The organism is Kamptonema formosum PCC 6407, from assembly GCF_000332155.1.
Classification (GTDB): Bacteria; Cyanobacteriota; Cyanobacteriia; order Cyanobacteriales; family Microcoleaceae; genus Kamptonema; species Kamptonema formosum.
Window position 1 is genome coordinate 2,359,707 of record NZ_KB235903.1, and the last position, 20,259, is coordinate 2,379,965.

General features: G+C 43.8%; 18 protein-coding genes. 6 read left to right on the forward strand and 12 right to left on the reverse strand.

The features are described 5' to 3' along the window. Window positions 1-52: 52 nt before the first annotated feature. Window positions 53-1,069, forward strand: coding sequence for a histone deacetylase family protein (locus OSCIL6407_RS0115265; protein ID WP_007356341.1), 1,017 nt, complete (start codon window positions 53-55; stop codon window positions 1,067-1,069). A gap of 81 nt (window positions 1,070-1,150) precedes the next feature. Here OSCIL6407_RS0115265 and queF read toward each other — a convergent pair whose 3' ends face one another. Next, window positions 1,151-1,597: a preQ(1) synthase gene (queF, locus tag OSCIL6407_RS0115270; RefSeq protein WP_026103755.1), complete on the reverse strand. Its 447-nt coding sequence runs from the start codon at window positions 1,595-1,597 to the stop codon at window positions 1,151-1,153. A gap of 245 nt (window positions 1,598-1,842) precedes the next feature. Here queF and OSCIL6407_RS0115275 point away from each other — a divergent pair, with 245 nt between their 5' ends. Continuing rightward, entirely contained in the window at window positions 1,843-2,430 is a 588-nt protein-coding gene (locus tag OSCIL6407_RS0115275) for a hypothetical protein (RefSeq protein ID WP_007356338.1), read from the forward strand. Between the two features lie 113 nt (window positions 2,431-2,543). On the opposite strand, the gene speD is transcribed toward OSCIL6407_RS0115275, so the two are convergent. From speD to OSCIL6407_RS0115295, 5 genes are all read right to left on the reverse strand, one after another. After that, window positions 2,544-2,966 carry an adenosylmethionine decarboxylase gene (gene speD, locus OSCIL6407_RS0115280; RefSeq protein ID WP_007356337.1) on the reverse strand — a complete coding sequence of 141 codons (423 nt, stop codon included), beginning with the start codon at window positions 2,964-2,966 and terminating at the stop codon, window positions 2,544-2,546. 49 nt (window positions 2,967-3,015) lie between these two features. After that, a complete protein-coding gene (locus OSCIL6407_RS34380) occupies window positions 3,016-3,222 on the reverse strand; it encodes a hypothetical protein (RefSeq protein WP_148288867.1) in 207 nt (68 codons plus the stop codon). Further along, window positions 3,203-4,258 (reverse strand): pentapeptide repeat-containing protein, encoded by a 1,056-nt coding sequence (locus OSCIL6407_RS0115285; protein WP_007355258.1) that lies wholly within the window; start codon window positions 4,256-4,258, stop codon window positions 3,203-3,205. The genes OSCIL6407_RS34380 and OSCIL6407_RS0115285 overlap by 20 nt, the downstream gene beginning before the upstream one ends. A 1,422-nt stretch (window positions 4,259-5,680) precedes the next feature. After that, window positions 5,681-6,901, reverse strand: a complete 1,221-nt coding sequence (locus OSCIL6407_RS0115290; RefSeq protein ID WP_007355257.1) for a general stress protein — start codon at window positions 6,899-6,901, stop codon at window positions 5,681-5,683. A gap of 257 nt (window positions 6,902-7,158) precedes the next feature. Further along, a complete protein-coding gene (locus tag OSCIL6407_RS0115295; protein ID WP_007355256.1) occupies window positions 7,159-7,650 on the reverse strand; it encodes a BON domain-containing protein in 492 nt (163 codons plus the stop codon). Between the two features lie 569 nt (window positions 7,651-8,219). Here OSCIL6407_RS0115295 and OSCIL6407_RS0115300 point away from each other — a divergent pair. Further along, entirely contained in the window at window positions 8,220-8,897 is a 678-nt protein-coding gene (locus OSCIL6407_RS0115300) for a HEAT repeat domain-containing protein (RefSeq protein WP_007355255.1), read from the forward strand. A 235-nt stretch (window positions 8,898-9,132) separates the two neighbouring features. Here the strand turns inward: OSCIL6407_RS0115300 and mutS are convergent, their stop codons facing one another. From mutS to OSCIL6407_RS0115325, 5 genes are all read right to left on the reverse strand, one after another. After that, on the reverse strand, window positions 9,133-11,760 hold the full coding sequence (gene mutS / locus OSCIL6407_RS0115305; protein ID WP_007355254.1) for a DNA mismatch repair protein MutS: 2,628 nt from the start codon (window positions 11,758-11,760) through the stop codon (window positions 9,133-9,135). Window positions 11,761-11,956: 196 nt separating this feature from the next. Continuing rightward, the gene (locus OSCIL6407_RS0115310; protein WP_234708744.1) at window positions 11,957-13,210 is read right to left on the reverse strand and encodes a restriction endonuclease; all 1,254 of its coding nucleotides are present in this window, start codon (window positions 13,208-13,210) and stop codon (window positions 11,957-11,959) included. After that, a complete protein-coding gene (locus OSCIL6407_RS0115315) occupies window positions 13,207-13,923 on the reverse strand; it encodes a restriction endonuclease subunit S (RefSeq protein WP_007355252.1) in 717 nt (238 codons plus the stop codon). Before OSCIL6407_RS0115315 ends, OSCIL6407_RS0115310 begins: the two co-directional genes overlap by 4 nt. Next, window positions 13,916-15,499, reverse strand: a complete 1,584-nt coding sequence (locus OSCIL6407_RS0115320) for a type I restriction-modification system subunit M (RefSeq protein ID WP_007355251.1) — start codon at window positions 15,497-15,499, stop codon at window positions 13,916-13,918. The genes OSCIL6407_RS0115315 and OSCIL6407_RS0115320 overlap by 8 nt, the downstream gene beginning before the upstream one ends. A 137-nt stretch (window positions 15,500-15,636) precedes the next feature. Beyond that, window positions 15,637-16,629 (reverse strand): ribose-phosphate pyrophosphokinase, encoded by a 993-nt coding sequence (locus tag OSCIL6407_RS0115325; protein WP_007355250.1) that lies wholly within the window; start codon window positions 16,627-16,629, stop codon window positions 15,637-15,639. A gap of 244 nt (window positions 16,630-16,873) precedes the next feature. On the opposite strand from OSCIL6407_RS0115325, the gene OSCIL6407_RS0115330 reads away from it, so the two are divergent. Together OSCIL6407_RS0115330 and OSCIL6407_RS0115335 are read left to right on the forward strand one after the other, a co-directional pair. Beyond that, window positions 16,874-17,323 carry a GatB/YqeY domain-containing protein gene (locus OSCIL6407_RS0115330; RefSeq protein ID WP_007355249.1) on the forward strand — a complete coding sequence of 150 codons (450 nt, stop codon included), beginning with the start codon at window positions 16,874-16,876 and terminating at the stop codon, window positions 17,321-17,323. Between the two features lie 203 nt (window positions 17,324-17,526). Beyond that, window positions 17,527-19,191, forward strand: a complete 1,665-nt coding sequence (locus OSCIL6407_RS0115335; RefSeq protein ID WP_007355248.1) for a serine/threonine-protein kinase — start codon at window positions 17,527-17,529, stop codon at window positions 19,189-19,191. 22 nt (window positions 19,192-19,213) lie between these two features. Here the strand turns inward: OSCIL6407_RS0115335 and OSCIL6407_RS34385 are convergent, their stop codons facing one another. Then, complete coding sequence (locus OSCIL6407_RS34385) at window positions 19,214-19,411, reverse strand: hypothetical protein (RefSeq protein WP_193789135.1); 198 nt, start codon at window positions 19,409-19,411, stop codon at window positions 19,214-19,216. 97 nt (window positions 19,412-19,508) lie between these two features. On the opposite strand from OSCIL6407_RS34385, the gene bioD reads away from it, so the two are divergent. Then, window positions 19,509-20,240 carry a dethiobiotin synthase gene (gene bioD / locus OSCIL6407_RS0115340; protein WP_007355732.1) on the forward strand — a complete coding sequence of 244 codons (732 nt, stop codon included), beginning with the start codon at window positions 19,509-19,511 and terminating at the stop codon, window positions 20,238-20,240. The last annotated feature ends 19 nt before the right edge of the window (window positions 20,241-20,259 follow it).

Below are 20,259 nucleotides of genomic sequence, written 5' to 3' on the forward strand. Positions count from 1 at the left end.
GCCCCTAACCGCAGAAAGCGGTTGCTATAATATCGCGTATAGGATGATAATAATGCGGCTTGTCACTTCCCTTCACTCCCAAGCATTTTGTACTTCTAAACCTCTTCAAGAAATTTCTTTTAGCAAATACTCTTTTCCTTACTACAACCAAGTTCGTTATAGTCTTCAAAAATCTCTTCAAGATTATCCAGTATTACCATTGAGAAAAGCTACAATTTCTGATTATCTCAGAGTTCACACCCATGAATATCTCCGAAAACTTGCCCTGAAAGCTCTTGATAAACCTTTGGACAAAATTAGCTTATCCTTACCAGAATTAAGCATTGAGTGTCAAGGTTTAGAATACTGTTTACCAGGTTATTTGTATGGTTTAGGAGGAATGCTGGAAGCGATTGACCAAATGAAAAAAGGGCTCGTAGAACGTGCTTACTGTTTTAGTATGGTTGGACATCATGCTCACAGTAACTGGGGGCATGGCTATTGTCTCCTCAATCCTCTTGCTGCTGCGACTCGATATGCTCAGCTTCAAGGCTTTGAAAAGGTTCTGATTATTGATTGGGATATTCATCATGGTGACGGAACTCAGGAAATTTTTAGCAATGATGAGAGTGTCTATTGCATTAGTATTCATAGTGCAGTGGATCTCTATATGGCTAAAGCCTCAGATTTGAAAGCGGGAACTACAGATGCGGCTGTTGCGGTTGGACACTGTAACATTCCTGTTATGACTCAATCTTTTCCAGTTGAAGTTTTGCAAGAGGAGGGTATAACTGGGAAGTTCTATTCTGGAGATGAAAGTATTGATGCTTTTCAGCAAGCTTTAGAAAATGTGCCGTGGCGACCTAATCTAGTCGCTATTTTTTCGGGTTATGATTCGCATAAAGATGATTGTGGAGAACGTACAACAGGCTGGACAAATGATGACTTCTGTAAACTAACTGAAATTGCTTTGGATTTTGCCAAAAGATATGGGTGCCCAGTACTCTCTTCTCATGGAGGTGGCTATAACCTGCCAGTAACAGTTTCAGCAGCAACCGCTCATGTCAAGACTTTAGCAACATATATTTAAGATTCTGCTTAAAATCATTACTGTAATGGTTTGGGGGCGATTGTCGCCCCCTGAACCTTCTTTCCCTTCTTTCCCTAGTCCCTAGCCCCTAGCCCCTTCTTCCCTAGTCCCTAACTGATGCCGCACCTCAATCACAGTGTGCACATTCCCTCTCGGCAAGAAATCCCCCTTAACTGTCACCTCCAAAGGTTCACAAGCCGCCACAAAATCATCTAATATCTGATTGATAGACTCCTCGTGAGAAATGTAGCGATCGCGGTAACTGTTAATATACAACTTCAACGCCTTCAACTCCACCACCCGCTCATTGGGTACATAACTAACATAGATAGTCGCAAAATCTGGATAGCCAGAAAACGGACACTTGCAAGTAAACTCTGGCAAAGTAATATTAATATCGTAGCGCCGACCCACTCGCGGATTCGGGAACGTAATTAACTCCCCCTCCAAAATCTCGCGCTCGCCATATTTCATTTCCTGGGTGCTTGACTCCCTTGACAAATTCTGCTGTATTGGGGAAGTATTCATAGTCATTGACCGCCAATTTCTCAACTTTGATTAAACTCACTTAAACAAGACTTACCTAAAAACAACGCATATCTATCATGACGATCGCTATCGTTGTCATCACCACCCTTGGTTTTAGTCACTAATCATCGCTTCCATGCAAAATATCTTTACCAAATAACTTGACTACTTTACCTCAAATTTTTCTACTTGACAGCATTCAGAGGCTAAACTAAAAACATTCTCCCTCCATACCCATCTACACTATGCAAAATATTACCCTGTCCGGCCCTGCTGCTCCTAATACTTACTCTCCATCAGTCCCCATTTCTCTCTACCGCGAAGTCGCCGCCGAGTTGCAAGCAGCTCAAGCAATGCTGGAATCCCTCAAAACTCATAACCAGCAATTAGTACAGCAAAATCAACAACTTCGACGAGAAGTAGAAACAGTAGTTCACGCAGCTCTTCAGCTACAACAAGCCGTCAACTCCGCTCAAGCAGTCAGCCAGATAGGGATGCCTCAGATGCCTCCTGTCAGAGTCAATTTTAACCCAGAGCCTCCTCGTCCTAACCCTGCACCTATACACAACATTAGCAATTCAATTCCAGAGCCAGCCCCCGCTCTCTCCTCCCTAGAACTCCCTTTCCCCTTCCCAGAATCAGAATCAACACCCCCACTCATTTCTGAAAAGTTATACACAGAAGTACCCGAACGCCCCTATCGCCTTCGCAGCCAGCCCAAAAAAGGCTCTGATATCAGTGGCGTATGGTTAGCAGCCGCCATTTTTCTGATTGTTATCGCTGCTTTCGGTGCTGGTTATTGGGTTGTGCGTCCCCTGTTAATGAAGCGATAGACAAACCCAAAAACAAAAACCTAAAAACAAAAAACAAGAATCCCACAGCTAGAGCTGTGGGATTTTCAAACGAAACCTAGCATAAAATTTTTAGACTTACGCTACCTGGCTCTTCATCCTCTGGCGGCACTCGTCTCTACGAGACAAGGCGCATACTGCTCTGAAGAAGCAGAATCTAGGATGCCCACCCCTGGATCGAAACCGCGCTTAAACTCGCTGAGCCTTACCTCTTTAGCTTCCAGAGCCGTTTGTAAAACCTTCATGGCACGTTGAGGATTGCCACGCCCACAGAAGAATAAATCTGCGGCAAAATAACCGTACTCAGGCCAAGTATGGATGGCGATGTGGGACTCTGCTAATGTCACCGTAGCAGTCACTCCGTGAGGACTAAACTGGTGTACGCACATATCAATTAGCGTTGCTTCTCCGGCTACAATCGCATCGAGTAAAGCGCGGCGGATACGTTCAGGATCGTTGAGAAGGTCTCCAGGAGACTGCCAAGCGTCAACGACCAGATGGGTTCCCAATTGTTTCATTCTGCGGGTTTCACCTCCACCCTATAAAGTCTCAAACCTTTTAATACTATCAAAGTATCAAAAGATTGTCAATAGCTTTTGGAAAATTGGTAATGGGTAATGGGTAATTGGTAATTGGTAATTGGGGAGAAGGGGTGGATTTACCTCCCCATCTTCCCCATCTCCCCCATCTCCCCCATCTCCCCCATCCTCCCCATCCTCCCCATCTCCCCCATCTCCCCCGCTCCCCCGCTCCCTTAACCGTGAGTCGCGCCATTGGGTAGAATTGCACCGCCCAAACAGGCCTCATTCAAGTTGGCAACATTCAAGGTAGCCCCAATTAAATTAGCCTCAGATAAATTAGTTCCAGTCAAGTCCGCTCCCGCCAGCGATGTCAATAACAAACCCGCACCCGACAAATTAGCGCCGTTCAGATTAGCTCCTCGCAAATCAGCCTCCAGCAAGCTAGCACCAGACAAATTAGCCCCGCTCAAATTGGCTCCCCGCAAATTAGCCTTATTCAACTCAGCCGTCCTTAAATCAGCTTTGTGCAAACTTGCCCCATTGAGATTAGCTCCCCTCAAGTTAGCTCCTTGCAAGTCAGCTCCACTCAAATTAGCACCGTTCAGATTAGCTCCGCTCAAGTCAGTTCCTTGTAACTCAGCTCCACTTAAGTTAGCAACACACAAATTCGCCTCTCGCAAACTTGCCTCGCTCAAGTTTGAGGAGTGCAAATTAGCACCACTAAGATTCCCACGATTGGCGTAAGCCCGAATCAGAGTTGCGCCGCTCAAATTAGCGCCGCTCAAATCTACTTCGCTCAAAATCGCTCTATTCAAAATCGCCCTACTTAAATCAACTCCATTGGCAGTCGCTCGGCTTAGAGTTGCCCCACTTAAGTTAGCATCTACTAATTTAGACCCATTGAGCAAACAAGCTCCAACCAGACTCGCTCCAATCAAAACCGCTTTACTTAAATCAGCCTGAGAAAAAATAGCTCCGCTGAGGTTGGCTCCACTCAGGTCAACTCCTAATAAGATAGTTCCAGTTAAACTAGCTCCGCCGAGATTGATTTCAATCAGTTTAGCCTTAGATAAATTAGCTCCGCTTAAGTCGGCTCCGCTTAAGTTTGCTCCGATTAGTTTAGTTCTGGTTAAGTTTGCTCCTCTCAAATTCGCGTTACTGAGATTTGTCCGATTCAGATTGGCTTCACCTAGATTAGCGGCAATCAGGTTAGCCCCTCTAAAATCTCTTTCCCCTTGTCTATGTCGCTCTAACAGTTCATTGGCGCTTAAAAGCTCAGTGAAATTCATAAAAAAGTTGAGTAATTTTCCTGAATGTGTGGATATTCCCGGCTGTCTGCAAATTTCTGTAGGACTTACGCATTAGTTACGTAATGCCGCCTTCTAGACGGTATCCTAACCGCCTTATACGGGCGGTTTACAGAAAAAGTTAGCGAGCCAAAATTGTCAGCAGTTGGTTCAAAAGAAAGAAATAGAAAAGTTGTTAATGCTAAGCAGCACCATATTGGCGCAGCTCTATTTTCGGTAGAATGATTTCGGATGGGCTTAGGTCAAAGGGAAGTTTTAAGTTTAGACTTTTAAGAGGTTGCAGATTTCTTTGCAAACAGTTGCGGTTTTGATGATTGAGTTAAACTATTCAAGACTTAACAACCAATGCTCATCACTACCTAAAAACTCAATTCTGGTAACTCTTAAAATAATCACAATTCAAGGCTTCCTCAAGCCAATTGCCAATTCCTAAAATCCCAAATTTTTTTGATTACTATTGCCGCCTTAGAAAATCAAGAGTATCGGGTATTCCCAGGGGCATCCCTACCGCCTTCCTGACTATCAAGCGGTTTAGGGTTTTGTTTAGCTACTGTCACCTCCCATCACTGCATATTGTTGCAGTGAAAACCCAGAGTTTGGCTGTTTTCCTATCAGTGCTAAACATTCAACAGAAGCACAAACGAAAATTCTCAGGAGTTCTTGCCGTCTAAACGCGGTTCGCGTCTGTACAAAAAACTCCTGTATTCTTGTGCTTCTGTGCTTACTGCCACCTTCTCCTAAATCCATAGAGGGCTTGTGGTTCTAATTAACATAACACCAGCTACGCTGACGCGCTCCCGGCCATACTAGCTTGATTCTGGGGTACTCGAATGCCGAGCTGAAGCATTCCCAGGAACACTGCCCAACTTTAGCAGGTTTTGCCAATGGCAAGATCAATAGTTGTGAGCTTACCGATATGTGCCTAAGTCTTGCGGTCATCTGCTGGAGATGCTCGCATCTTTAGCAGATGGCGGCAATATTTAGTCTAATATTTGCCCCCAACCCCAGGCCCTAGTCAGCTCGTGGGGATCGGCTACTTCACCTATAATTTGCTGAAATTAGCTGTCCCATATTTAAAGATAATCGCTAGCAGGAGTTAGAGGCAAGAGATACTTTTAGTAAATCCCGATGTTTAATTATACTTCTATAGCACAGGACAAGTAGTAGCAAGGGATACAGACGATCGAACTCAATCAATAAGATTTGCGATGTTGAACTGGTTAAGTACAAGCCAGAGGAGACAAGGATATGAAGAAAAAAAGTTATATCTGGATCTAGGAGGTGGCAAATGCAGAATAATAAAGCTAGAGTTGGCTATTCCTAAAAATAACCAACTCTAGCTTTAGTTTTTGTTAATAATTGCGCTCTTTCCCCGGTAAGGGCAATTATGCTATTGTCACTAACTTATCCCAAGCGGCGAGCGCTCGCATCAGGCTCGCGATTGTAAAGAGGAGTGGTATCGACGCTAGGAGTACCGGGAGTGCCGTAGTTAGCACGAGCTGTATCTACGCTGGGGTAATCGTAAATCCCCCATTCTTGAATACCTCGCGGGCTTAGAATAGATTCGGCTCTGGCGATCTGGTCGTCTGTTCCTTTGACCATCACTAAATAATCACCCTTGGCGATGCGATCGCTATAAGCTCTAGCCCGCTCTTCGGGAATTCCCAAGCCGACTAAGGCCCCAATCAAACCGCCAGCGGTGGCACCAATTGCCGTACCTGTGAGGGTAGTTGCGAGTGCAGTTGCACCGGCTCCAGCCAGCATAATTGGGCCAATACCAGGAATGGCTACTAAACCCAATCCCACCAGTAAACCTGTCAAACCGCCCAAAGCGCCGCCAGTCACGGCCCCTTTAGCTGCACCTAAATCTGCTTTGTTGCCGGCGCTATCTTGTACGTCAATGCCTGCAATGTCATCTTGCCGATCGGCATCTCGCGCGATGACAGAAACGTTGTCCATGTTAAAACCAGCATTTCTCAGCTCGCTGAGTGCTTGTTCTGTCTCGTGGCGGGTGGAGAAAACGCCTACTGCCCGCTTGTCTCGGTGGGCAACTCTGTCTCGATCGTGACTGCTGGGTACGTCGTAGATGCCCCAGTCTTGGATGCCGCGTACACTGAAGATACTCTGGGCTGTGGCGATTTCGGCATCAGTACCTTCTACAAATACTAGATACTCACCTCTTAAGAGGCGATCGTTGTAAATTTTTGCTTGCTCTTCAGGAACACCTAAACCTACCAATCCACCCACTAAACCGCCAGCAGCAGCACCGATCGCACCTCCTACTAAAGCATCTCCGAGAAGAGTTGCGATCGTACCACCTGCTACTATCGGGCCAATTCCCGGAATACTCAGCGCAGTTAGGCTGCCGATTAAGCCAATCAAGCCTCCCGTTACAGCCCCGGCGGTGGCACCTGCTTTAGCGCCGCGCCCTACTTGCTTGTCTTTACCACTACTAACTGTAGCTCCCGCGATGTTGTCACCGATGTTGTCATCATCGGTATTTTGTGCAACTACAGAAACTTTACTCATGGGAAAGCCTGCACTTTGAAGCTCTCTAAGCGCTATTTCTGTATCTCGGTAATTTGAAAATGCTCCTACAGCTCGCTTTTGTTGACCTAAAGCCATGTTTTTACATCCTCTGCTTGCTATGTATAGAATTTGTACAGCGACAAAATCAATTATTGATTTGTGCTATTACTATTCCTTTATTGACTATTTTCCCTAGCACTTTCATCGGTCGCTAGGGGGAACCTTGCTATCTATCCTCCGACAGATCGAGAACTAATTTCTCAAGTCTGAATTGAGGAGATAAGCAGCTATAAATCTGAAGTTAGAAGTCAGAATCCTGAAGAATAAATCTGACTTCTAACTCCTGAATTCTGCTAATTGTTGGATTGAGGCTGAGTTGAAGGGGAGGGATTTGCGCCTGCTACAACTGCCTTATTAGTTACGCTGTTGACACCTTTAATCTCTTTAGCTAAAGGTTCAATCGTGCCTAGATCGTTTTGATTAGGCACTGTCCCTGAGATAGTAACTGCACCATCTTTAGCGGTAACAATTAGTTGACCGCCGGTGATATTGACCTCTAATTTTGAACGGACTTCACTCGCTAAGTCGGCATCGGCTCTTTGTGTATCGCCACCAGTTACATTGTTACGTTGTTCTCGTGCGCGAATGTCAGCATCTGCTTGTGCTCTACGAATCTCGCTAGTAGCATCATCTCGGTTATCCTGAACTGTCTTAGTATCTGGTGTTTTGATATCTTCCTGCTGAGTAGAACCAGGAGCGTTAGCACTTGTTTTGGCAGTGTTGTCGCAAGCGGCAACTCCTAATAATAAGATACTACTGAGGAGAAATGGTGTTAGCTTCTTCATATTTAAGGTGCCTCTTGTTAAGATTGGATTAGCCAGGTGGACTTATTCTCTGTCCTTTTTAAAATTTAAACTAGCTTTAATAAATATAGAAATTAAGGTGAATTATTACATCGCTCTCTAGGTGTAAACTCGATATGTATCGGTAGGTAGAGGAAAATATTAAGTACAGGAGTTATGAGAATTTTGTTATAAAATAGTTATGAACACCACATACATCCATGAATTTACACTCTTCTGTGCTCTATGGTTTGTTCAAAGAAATTAAGTTCTTAACTAAGATAGTATCGCTCTCAGCGATCGTTTTTTAGAAATAGAAAGAATAGAGCAACTGGACACCAGACAAGACTCTCCTCTTTTTTCAAATTGGCGATCGCAAGATATTGATGCGTTTGCTCTGAAGGCTTATGTTTTTAATTTCTGGCTGGTGCGTAAGTCTTAAGTTATTGCTAGCAGCAGATTTGAGCTAATCTGTGGGGACATTAGGCGATCGCGCGTGCTTGAGTCAATTCCTAAACTAGCACTATAATAGATTAATCAAATGTAAAGTTTTACTAAGAGCGCGGTAAATAATGACCACTTTAAGCATAGAGCAAATTTCAATCCAGTTAGACAGCAAAAATTCAGCCGATCGGATGATCGCTTTAGCCAACCTGCGGCATATTCCGGCGGTGGAGGCAGTACCTTTAATAAAAAAGGTGTTAGACGATGAAAATTTACAGGTGCGATCGATGGCAGTCTTTGCCCTGGGTGTGAAACCCACCGAAGAATGCTATCCGATTCTGGTGAAATTGCTAGCAAATGACCCAGATTACGGCATTCGTGCCGATGCTGCTGGCGCTTTGGGCTATTTAGGGGATATTAGAGCTTTTGATGCTTTAATACGCGCTTTTTATGAAGATACCGACTGGTTAGTGCGCTTCAGCGCCGCCGTATCTTTGGGTAATCTTAAAGATCCTCGCGCCCGCGACGCGCTACTACAAGGTTTGGATAGTGAAGAAGTTGTCATGCAGCAAGCAGCAATTTCAGCTTTGGGTGAGATCAAAGCTGTGGAAGCAGTGGAAGCGATTTTGCGGTTTGTCCAGTCGGAAGATTGGCTAATCCGCCAGCGTCTTGCTGAAGCTTTGGGGAATTTGCCTAGTCCTAAGAGTGTTTCTGCGCTGAAATACTTAGAAAAAGACAGCAATTCCCAAGTATCTCAAGCTGCATCGCTTTCACTTCAGCGTTTGTCTGAAGAGGAAGGGATTTAAAAAGTTTTGAGATTTGAGTTGTTTAGCATCGGGGATGGGAAACCGGGTTTTTTACGAAAAGACTTCTTCCCATAAAGTCGGTAAAAAACCCGGTTTCTTTAGCCAAAGTGCCTAAGTCGTGTTAAATATCTTCCTTATTTCTTAGTCCGCGTCGGCGGACTTCGTTTGTGTAGTAGCGATCGCAACGACTTAATGAGAAATGGTGTAGGTTTCTCCGGATTTTGTATTACTATCTTCAACTATCAAAAATATCCAATTGTTCGGCCTCTAAATCCTGTTTCTCCTGTTTCTTAATCCCCTTCCGCAACCCCATTGCAATCTTACTGTGCTTCTCAATTTGCCGCATAACTTGCCGAGCCCTTTCAATTACCGACGGAGGTAAACCCGCCAATCTCCCGGCTTCAATCCCATAAGATTTATCCGCACCTCCCGGTTGAACTTGGTGCAAAAAAATAATTTGATCGGGTAATTCTTTCACAGTTACCTGATAATTTGCTACATTCGGCAAAATAGATGCTAACTCATTCATTTCGTGATAGTGAGTAGCAAAAATCGTCCGCGCCCGAATCTCATTTGCTAAATATTCCGCCACCGACCAAGCAATCGAAAGACCATCAAAAGTCGCCGTTCCTCTGCCAATTTCATCTAACAAAACTAGAGATTTAGGTGTAGCATGATTGAGAATATTTGCTGTCTCATTCATTTCTACCATAAAAGTAGACTGACCAGTTGCTAAATCATCCACAGCACCAACACGGGTAAAAATGCGATTGCATATTCCCAAAGATGCCGATTTTGCAGGTACAAAACTACCCGTTTGTGCCATCAACTGAATCAAACCCACCTGCCGTAAATAACAACTTTTACCGCTAGCATTCGGCCCAGTTAAAATAATTAAATCAGGTCTATTTACCGATTCTTCACTGCCTAAAAAAGCCGAATTAGGTACAAAAAAGCCCGCAGGTAAAGACTTTTCTACTACCGGATGTCGCCCTTCTACAATTTTAATTTCCCGACTTTCTACCATAGTCGGACGACAATAACCATAATATACTGCAACTTCAGCCAAACCGCACAAAACATCAGCGGCAGCCACCGCACGAGAAATATTACGAATCACTTCCGCCTGTTCTCCAACTGACTCGCGCAATCCCGTAAAGATATCATATTCTAACTGATTCAAATCCTCTCGTGCCGTTAAAATTCTTATTTCCCTTTCTTTCAATTCTTCAGTGCTATAACGCTCTTCATTAGTGAGAGTTTGCTTGCGAATGTAATCATGTGGAACTTGATCGATTTTCGATTTTGTAATACTAATATAATAGCCAAAAGCTTTATTATAGCCAACTTTTAAGTTAGAAATTCCCGTGCGCGTTCTTTCCGTCGCCTCCAAATTAGCCAGCCATTGTTGATCGCCTGATGCCATGCCTCGCATTCGATCCAACTCATCATTAATACCTGGGCGAATTAAACCACCCTCTTTTAAATGAATAGGCGGTTCATCTACTAAATAAGCATGGATATTTTGCCCTAATTTATCTAGCACGGGCGGCACATTTTGTAAGGCCTTAAGATAAGGAGAACGTCCCTGCAATGCTACATTAGCTAGTTGTGGTAATTTCTCTAAAGAATCAGCTAAGGAAACTAATTGTCTAGCAGTTGCAGTACCAGAACCAGCACGACCGGCCAGCCTTTCTATATCATAAATTTGGCGTAATAATTGCTGTAAACTTTGACGCAAAGAATTATTTTCTACTAATTCTTGAATCGTATCATGTCTAGCACGAATAGCTTTAATATCTAACAATGGTTGCAAGAACCAGCGACGTAAAGCGCGACCTCCCATTGCAGTATTAGTTTTATCAATTGCCCACAATAAAGAACCGTGAAAATTGCCATCGCGGACTGTTTGGATGATTTCAAGATTGCGGCGAGTTTGGTGATCTAGAATTAAAAAATCGCTGAGTGCATAAGTGTGTAGAGGTTCCAAAGGAACTGAATTTTCTTTCTGAGTTTCTTCTAAGTATTCTAATAAACCGCCAGCGGCGCGAACACCTAAAGGGAGATTTTCACATCCCATACCTTCCAGCGATCGCACTTTAAATTTTTGTAGAAGTCGCTGTTTTGCCTCTGGAAGAGTGAAGGGAAGTTGCTTCCGCAGTGAATAGCAAAATGAAGGAGGTAAAGATTCAGGTAAATGTTCCGATCTCTCTCCTGGTCTTAGCATTGTACCTACATTTTGGCTATGAGTAGGAATGAGAATTTCTGAGGGTTGTAAACGTAGCAATTCTAGATTTAATTGTTCTAAATTAGTAGATTGAACAGTTAAAAATTCACCTGTAGAAATATCAGTATAAGCTAAACCCCAATGTTCGCCAGCAATCACAACTGCTGCTAAAAAGTTATTTTGACGAGGTTTAAGCATCCCATCATCTGTCAAGGTTCCAGGAGTGAGAATTTTAGTAATTTCTCGCTTAACTTGGCGGCCTTCTTTAGCAGCAATTGCTGCATCTTCTACTTGGTCGCAAATTACTACTGCATAGCCTTTTTCTACTAACATGGCACTGTAGCGGTCTAGTGAGTGATGGGGTACACCTGTCATCGGTACTCTACCGATTTCTTTACCACCTTCCTTGCTAGTACAAACCAGTTCTAATTCCCCTGAAATGGTAACAGCATCTTGGAAAAAACACTCAAAGAAATCGCCGACACGAAAGAAAAGAAGCGCATGGGGATATTGTTCTTTAACACCTACATACCGCTGCATCATCGGTGTCAGTTTATCAAAATCTAGCAATGCGTAGTCAGCATTACGGATATTGGGTTGATTGGGGTCAGTAGGAGTAGATGCAGTGTAAGGCATAGAGATGCTGGGGAGAAGCTTTAACCTTTAATAACTTTACCTCAAGGATTGACTTTTAGAGGAGTTGGGTGCTAAGAAAGTTGGAGGTAAGAGCTAGGGCTGTGCTGGAAGGGGATTGATCTGATTACGTGGCTGATGGCAACCCTCCTATTTTGGTAAAGTTAGGTGATGCTTTCAAATTTAGTTTGTAAAATTTTCATTCCTGTTCCTTTTCTGCTAGTTGCTCTTCTAATTCAAGCAGTGTTCCTGTTCCTAGATCTGGGTCTTCAATTAAAATATCTTCTGATTTGGGTAGTTCATCTAAATCTCCATCTGTACTGATCCTTATCCATACTGAACCCAGTGGGGAACGAATCATTTCATAGTCATCACTGATCCAGCCAAAACTTTCGATGCCTTCTGGTGTAATAATACCAACTTTTAATTCTAAATCCATCAATTCTCTAAGCGATCGGCATCGTCTTTGACCTAAGCGACTATTGCAACTATGATGTCCCCAAGCTACATTTGCTGGAACATGATCGATGCGGTCATATACTAAGGGTTCAAGATGAAAAAGATTAACAATAGTTGAGCGTGTTGCTCCTTCTACTTGATCTGCTGCATTATCGGAAACACTATCCTCATTAAAAGATACCATTTTATGTAATTCTTCGTAACTTAGCAAGCGGAGACATAAAGGACAACTACACAATCCATGTCGCATTACACCTTTATATTCATAACTTGTGTCACCAAGTAATCCGTTTTGTGCAAGAATGGCTTGTAAATGTTTGGTCTGTGTGGTGACATAAGGACTTCCAACTGTGTGAACTATGAGCCAAGCTAGTACACATTGAGATAAGTAATTAGTTGTTTGATCTGCATATTCAGGTGCAAATACTCCCTGATCTACTCCTTCTATGCGTTCAGTGAATTCTCCTATTCTTGGAATGCGCTGAACAAAATGACCAGTATCAGTAACGTTTTTAGTCCGCCGTGAATTAACTATTTTACCATCTTTTTCAAGACCGCGAAGACTCCAATTTGGTAAAGGTGGGAAAGTTTGCTTTCCAATATGTGTACGATAAAGTACAAAAGCATTTATCCCTACAATTATCCACGAATCAACACCATTGATAAACTTCTGTTTCGGATTATAAGCAGCATCAAAATACTGCTCTGGAAATAACCTGATTATATATCCATCTTGATAATTACGAAGATCGACACTAGACAGCTTTTCATAAGGTAATATTACCCGATTACTACGACCAACATGGTTTTGATAAGCACCTTTTTTACCCCCACGAGGTGTAGCATATCCTGCTTTTTCAAGTTTGTCCCTATCTTTTTTTACCATAAAATTCCAGGCTGAATTGGGATAGAGTTCATGTTTTTTACCTGAATGTCCTTTCAGAAGACGGCATCCATTGAGACAACAAAGTTCTGGCAAATTAGTGTATGTCATAAAATGCTCTCCGAGCAGCGATTAAAAACTTTTGAAATATCCAAATTTCCTGATAATAAATTCGGTAATATCGCATCACGAATATCTCGCAAGCGCCGATTTTGTTCTTGCATTTTAATCATACTTTCTGGGGTACTAGCTGACTGCTCAAGTGGCAATCCAAGGAGTGAAACATACTGCACAGCACTAATTACGCTCAAAATAGCATCCTGTTCTTCTAAAGGTGGAACTGCTATCTGAAACTCGAATAAATCTGATTTATATAGTTCTGGATAAGTTGATCCATTCGCCACCATATCTAAATAAACTCGATTTGTTCTAAACCAATAAGCTAAATAGAGCGGTCTGATTTTTGAGCCACATTGAAAATTAAGAAAGCCTTGATTAGTAGCCATTGGGATAGCATTAATTGCAACAGCACCTACAGGTGCTCTTTTTGTGAGCATTACTGTTCCGGTAGGTAGTAATTTTGCAGCACTATTATTTAAACCTAATTGAGTAATTGTTCTTTCAGTATTAGAGACATAGACACTATCTGTAAAACCCGTAATTTCTTTAGGAGTAAGCCAAGGAATTTCGCCATCCCAATAACTATCATTTTTGGTGCTAGGCGTACCACCACTATCAACATAAGTAATTAATTTTCCTTCAGGGTTAGGTTCAAGAGTTCCACACAACCAATAACTAGGGCATTTCAACAGAGGTTCAGCCATATAGTAACTCCTTTAAAACATTTAGTGCTGAATTTGAGGCTCGATCAATTTCCGCTATCCTATTTTCTACATCGGTAAATTCTGCACGTAGTTCTGTTATATCCCACTGTTTTGTCAGATTTTCATCAAAGCCAACATATCTGCCTGGAACTAAAGACATTTTATGATATCTTATCTCTTCAAGGGTAGCAGATTTACAAAAGCCAGGAATATCTTTATATTCATTTATTCGATCGCGGCTGCGCCATAAATTATAAGTGTTAGCAATCTTAGCAATCTCATCATCTGCGATCGTGCGGTGAGTTCGATCTGCCATCTGACCAAAATTTGCCGCATAAATAAAGAGGGATTCCCCTGCGCGATCGCGCCATTTATCATCTCTTTTATTTTTAGCAATAAACCACAAAGAAGCTGCTATTTGTGTTGTGTAAAAAAGCTGGCTTGGTAATGCTACAATACAATCTATCAAGTCATCCTCAATTATTTTACTGCGAATTTCTCCCTCTACTTGACCATGATTCAGCGAACCATTTGATAACACAAAACCAGCAATCCCTCGATCTGATAAATGGTAAATAATATGTTGTATCCAAGCAAAGTTAGCATTACTAGCCGGTGGAATCCCGTAATGCCACCGCTGGTCTTGATGAAGTCGATATCCCTCCCAGTCACTCATATTAAATGGTGGATTAGCTAGAATAAAATCTGCTTTTAAATCTGGATGCAGATCGCTATTTAGAGTGTCAGCATTACACTCACCAATATTAGCCTCAATCCCCCGGATTGCCAAATTCATCTTGCATAATCGCCAAGTGGTTTGGTTAGATTCTTGCCCATAAATTAAGATATCATTAGCCTTGCCTCCAGCCGCCAGTACAAACTTTTCTGACTGGACAAAAATCCCCCCAGAACCACAACAAGGATCGTAAATTTTACCCTGATATGGTTGCGTCATTTCGACTAATAGCTTGACGACTGACTGCGGAGTATAAAACTCACCTCCCTTACCTTCCCAGTTAGCAAATCGTCCTAAAAAATATTCGTAAACTCTGCCCAAAATATCTTTTGAACTACTATTTTTTTCACCTAGATCAATTGTGTTAATAATAGCTATTAATTCTGATAATCGGCGAGGATCTAAAGATGAGTAAGCTTTCGGTAATATACTACTCAGAGATGAATTTTCTTTCTCAATCACCATCATTGCTTCATCTATGAGATTCCCAATATTGAGGAGATTTGCTTGAGATTTTAAATTTGACCAGCGGACTGATTCAGGAATTTCAAAGCGGTTATCAGTCAAGCCACAATCTTGTTCTTCAGTAAATTTATCGTTACCATCTGGGAGTGAAAACTGACTTGATGAGTCTAAGCCCCAAATTTCTAACTGGTCGTAACGTTCTTCAAACTGATCGGAAATGGATTTGAGAAAAATTAAGCCTAAAACTATATGTTTATATTCAGCGGAATCCATTTGACCGCGCAACTTGTCAGCAGCAGCCCAAAGCTTTTCTTCAAACCCTAAATTAGCACCTTTGCCATTTTGCTTAATGGTGCTTTTTTTGCGAACTACCAAAATAACTCCTTTAAATCTTTTGTAGGGTAGTCAATACCCATCGCAGACGATAGCATAAAAGCGCGATCGCACCCCCAAGCAACAAAAGCCCCCCTTTTTAAGGGGGGTTCAGGTAACGAACGATCGCAACAGCAACATCAACGAAACATACTACTAACCGAACTATCCTCATGAATTCGCCAAATTGCTTCACCAAGCAAATTAGCAACCGTGAGTACAGTCAACTGTGGAAAGTGCTTATCCGCAGCCAGAGGAATCGTATTAGTCACAATTACCTCTTCAAGTACACCACTTGACAAACGCTCGATCGCTGGGGGCGAAAACACCGCATGAGTCGCACAAGCATAAACCTGTCTGGCCCCTTCCCGACGCAACAACTGAGCTCCTTCGGTAATCGTCCCTCCGGTGTCAATCATGTCATCCACCAACACCGCAGTTTTGCCCTTCACATCCCCGATTACATTCATCACTTCCGCCACATTATGGGCTTGGCGGCGCTTGTCGATAATTGCCAGGGGTGCGTCGTTGAGCTTTTTAGCAAAAGCCCTCGCCCTAGCAACCCCGCCCACATCCGGCGAAACCACAACAATGTCAGGCAATTGTTTACTCGCCAAATAATCCAAAATTACAGGCGAACCATAAACATGATCGAAAGGAATATCAAAATAACCTTGAATCTGAGCTGAGTGCAAATCCATCGCCAAAATGCGATTAGCCCCCGCCTCAGTAATCAAATTAGCAACCAGCTTGGCAGTAATTGACTCCCGACCAGCGGTTTTGCGATCGGCCCGAGCATAGCCATAATAGGGAATAACCGCTGTAATTTGCCGAGCAGAAGCCCGACGGCAGGCATCAATCATAATCAACAACTCCATCAGGTGATCGTTCACCGGCTGGCAAGTTGGCTGGATCAAATAAACATCACATCCCCGAATCGATTCCTGAATTTGGATGTAAAGTTCCCCATCAGCAAACCTTTTGCGTACCATTGGCCCTAAGTCTATACCCAAGTAGCGAGCTACTTCTTGAGCAAGAAGAGTATTAGCAGAGCCAGAAAATAGCCGCAGCCGGTTGTGATCGGGGATCTGAGGCTCAGAAAGCGGAAGCGGTAAAGTAGCAGAACGGATCACGGCAGGGCCCCTCGCAGGACATTCTTTTTAAGGTAATTTTACCATCCTCAACTCAAAACATTACCTCGTATTTTTAGCAGTTTATTTTAGAGGCAGACCCAAGATTTAGATGGGATTAAGTGAATTTACGTAGATATAATGATGCAACAGATCGAGAGAGAATAAAATTAAAGAATATTTTAAAATCTAGGAGCTTTACAAGATCCTAGATTTTTGATATCTGCATTCACACCTGGAGAAGCCAATGACTTTAAGAGAACGCATTGACGCGGATATCAAAACCGCGATGAAGTCTAAAGAGAAAGTGCGCCTGGAAACAGTCCGCAGTATTAAGAAAGTTTTGCTAGAAAAAGAAGTTAGTGCCCGCCCGGAAGCGCTGACGGAAGCTCAAGAAATGGAGGTTTTGGTACAAATAGCCAAGCAGCGACGGGACTCTATTGAGCAGTACAGCAAAGCTGGTCGCCAGGATTTGGTAGAACAAGAAGCCGCTGAACTCGCCATTATTGAAGAATATTTGCCCGCACAAATGTCTGACACTGAGGTGAGTACGATACTTGATGAGATTATTGTCTCTGTAGGTGCTACGTCGGCCAAGGATATGGGCAAGGTGATGGGTGCTGCCATGCAGCAGCTTAAAGGTAAAGCCGATGGCAAGAAAATTCAAGAAATGGTGAAAGCGAAGCTAAATGGCTAGGAATTGTAACTTTTGAGTTGTGAGTTGGGGAGATAAGGGGTAACAACGGTTCCATCGGGACTCGACATCAGGGAGCGTGAAGTATGCTAGGGAACTTGAGTCTTTGGGCTTGTACCCTTCTAGATAACTAAATCTTTCTGACTCCTGACTCCTAGCTCCTGCCTTCTAAAATTATCAGTTTTTTCTGGGTCTACTTAAAATTTATGCAACCGCCTATTCCCATTGGGACTACCCTACAAAACCGCTACCACTTGCTCAGTATCTTGGGTCAAGGGGGGTTCGGCCGCACCTATTTAGCAGAAGATCGAGGGCGTTTTCAAGAACGCTGCGCTCTTAAGGAATTTATTCCCATTCAAAGCGGTACTCATGCCATAGAGAAATCTAAAGAGCTGTTTCAAAGGGAAGCGGCGGTACTTTATCAAATTCAGCACCCGCAAATTCCCCAGTTTCGGGCAAATTTTGAAGAGAATCAGCGCTTGTTCTTGGTGCAGGATTATGTTGAGGGGAAGACCTACCGTCGGCTGCTGCAAGAGCGTAAGGCAAGTGGGAATAATTTCTCGGAAGCAGAGGTGCAGGTGTTCCTGCGGCAAATGCTGCCGGTGCTGGCTCACATTCACGCTAAGGGGATTATCCACCGGGATATTGCACCGGACAATATTATTTTGCGAAATAGCGACCAACTCCCAGTGCTGATTGATTTTGGGGTGGTGAAGGAATTAGCGACTAGGGTACAAGGAACCGATCCGGCTCTCCCAGCAACCAGTGTGGGAAAAATCGGCTATGCACCTGTGGAACAAATGCAAACGGGACGGGCAAATCCGAGCAGCGATCTCTACGCTTTGGCGGTGAGTGCGATCGTTTTGCTGACGGGGAGGGAGCCGCAAGAACTGCTGGAGGAAAATACGCTGATCTGGAATTGGCAAAGGTGGACGCAGGTGAGTTTGGGTTTTGCTTATGTGTTAAATCGGATGTTGAGCCGTCAACCTGGCGATCGCTTTCAGTCTGTAAGCGAAGTTGCTCAAGCTTTAGATGGACAGGCTAATCCCAGTTTTCAACCTCAAACTCCCGCTTCTACCCCTACCCCGGCGAGGTCGAATGTCTCCCAAGTAGCAACGGTAGCGGTGGGGCGCAAGCCCGATCCTGCTAGTCCCACTCCTGGCCAACAGCATAAACCCGACCCTGCGATCGCACCCTCCACTGATTCTTTCTGGGATAACTCAATGGCTGCGACGGCGCTGGGTGCGGTATTAGTAATCTTGACGGGATTTGGTTCTTGGGCTTTGGTAAGTTCATTTTTGAACAGTCAGGGAGAGAAACCATCACCGAAACCTTCAATATTTGTTAGTCCAACTCCGACTCCGACTCGAACTCCTACACCCACTTCTACTCTGACTCCCACTCCTACTCCGACTCCTAAATCTGACCCAACCCTAGAACCAATACCAGAACCGACCCTAGAACCAATACCAGAACCAACTCTAGAACCAACGCCAGAACCAACTCTAGAACCAACGCCAGAACCAACTCTAGAACCGACACCAGAACCAACGCCAGAACCAACGCCAGAACCAACGCCAGAACCGAAACCAACACCATCTCCCAAACCAACACCATCTCCGACTCCTAAGCCATCTCCGACTCCTAAGCCATCTCCATCTCCTGAGCCATCTCCGACCCCGACTCCTGAGCCATCTCCGACCCCGATTCCTGAGCCATCTCCGACCCCGATTCCTGAGCCATCTCCGACCCCGATTCCTGAGCCATCTCCGACCCCCATTTCTGAGCCATCTCCATCTCCTGAGCCAAATTCGAGTAATATTCCGCCTCCATCGGATAATCCTACTGAACCCCCTTCACCATCTCTATAGGTATAGAAGAAGGGGCTAGGGGCTAGGGGCTAGGGGCTAGGGAAAGAGGGGGAGATGGGGAGGATGGGGAGGATGGGGAAGATGGGGAGGATGGGGAAGATGGGGAGGATGGGGGAGTAAATCGGCCATTCTGCCCAATTACCAAATTACTAATTACAGGACTTACGCACCCAACCAAAGAAACCGGGTTTTTTGACGAAAATACTTCGTTTTTACCCACAGATTCTCTCAAAAACCCGGTTTCTGGAGCCCTGAGCGTAAGTCCTAAATTAGCAATTAGCAATTAGCAATTACCAATTACCAATTACCAATTACCAATGAGTACATTACTTATTACTGGAACTGATACGGATGCGGGGAAAACGGTGTTGACTTGTGCTCTGGCTGCTTATTGGCAGAGGTATTGCTGCGATCGCGAAGTCGGCCAAAGGCATCGCAGTTTAGGAATTTTGAAGCTTTTGCAAACTGGAACTGGCGATCGCGAACTTTACAGCCGTTTATTTTCCCTTAACCAATCCCCACAAGAACTCAACCCTCTCCACTTCAGTGCGCCGTTAGCGCCTCCGATCGCTGCTGAACGGGAAGGTAGGCGTGTAGAATTAGAACTGGTCTGGAATGCCCTATTAAGCTTGCAGGAGCAGCGAGATTTTGTGTTGGTTGAGGCGTTAGGAGGATTGGGTTCTCCTGTAACTCATGAATTGACAGTAGCTGATTTAGCAAGAGATTGGCGGATGAGCGCGGTTTTAGTTGTGCCAATCAGATTGGGTGCGATCGCGCAAGCCGTAGCGAATACTGCCCTTGCCAGACTAACTGGTGTTAAGCTCAAAGGTATTGTCCTCAATTGTGTCAAGCCTTGCTCAAACCAAGAAATTGCGGATTGGACACCAATTGATTTAATTGAATCTTTGACTCAGATTCCGGTGTTGGGGATTCTGCCGCACCTTGATGACCCCACAGACCTTGCTAAATTAGCACAAGTAGCTTCAGAATTAGATTTAGAGCGGTTAATGCCTATAGTCAATGCGCTTTCCACTTCAAAATTTAAATAGTTTAATCCCATGTTTTTTT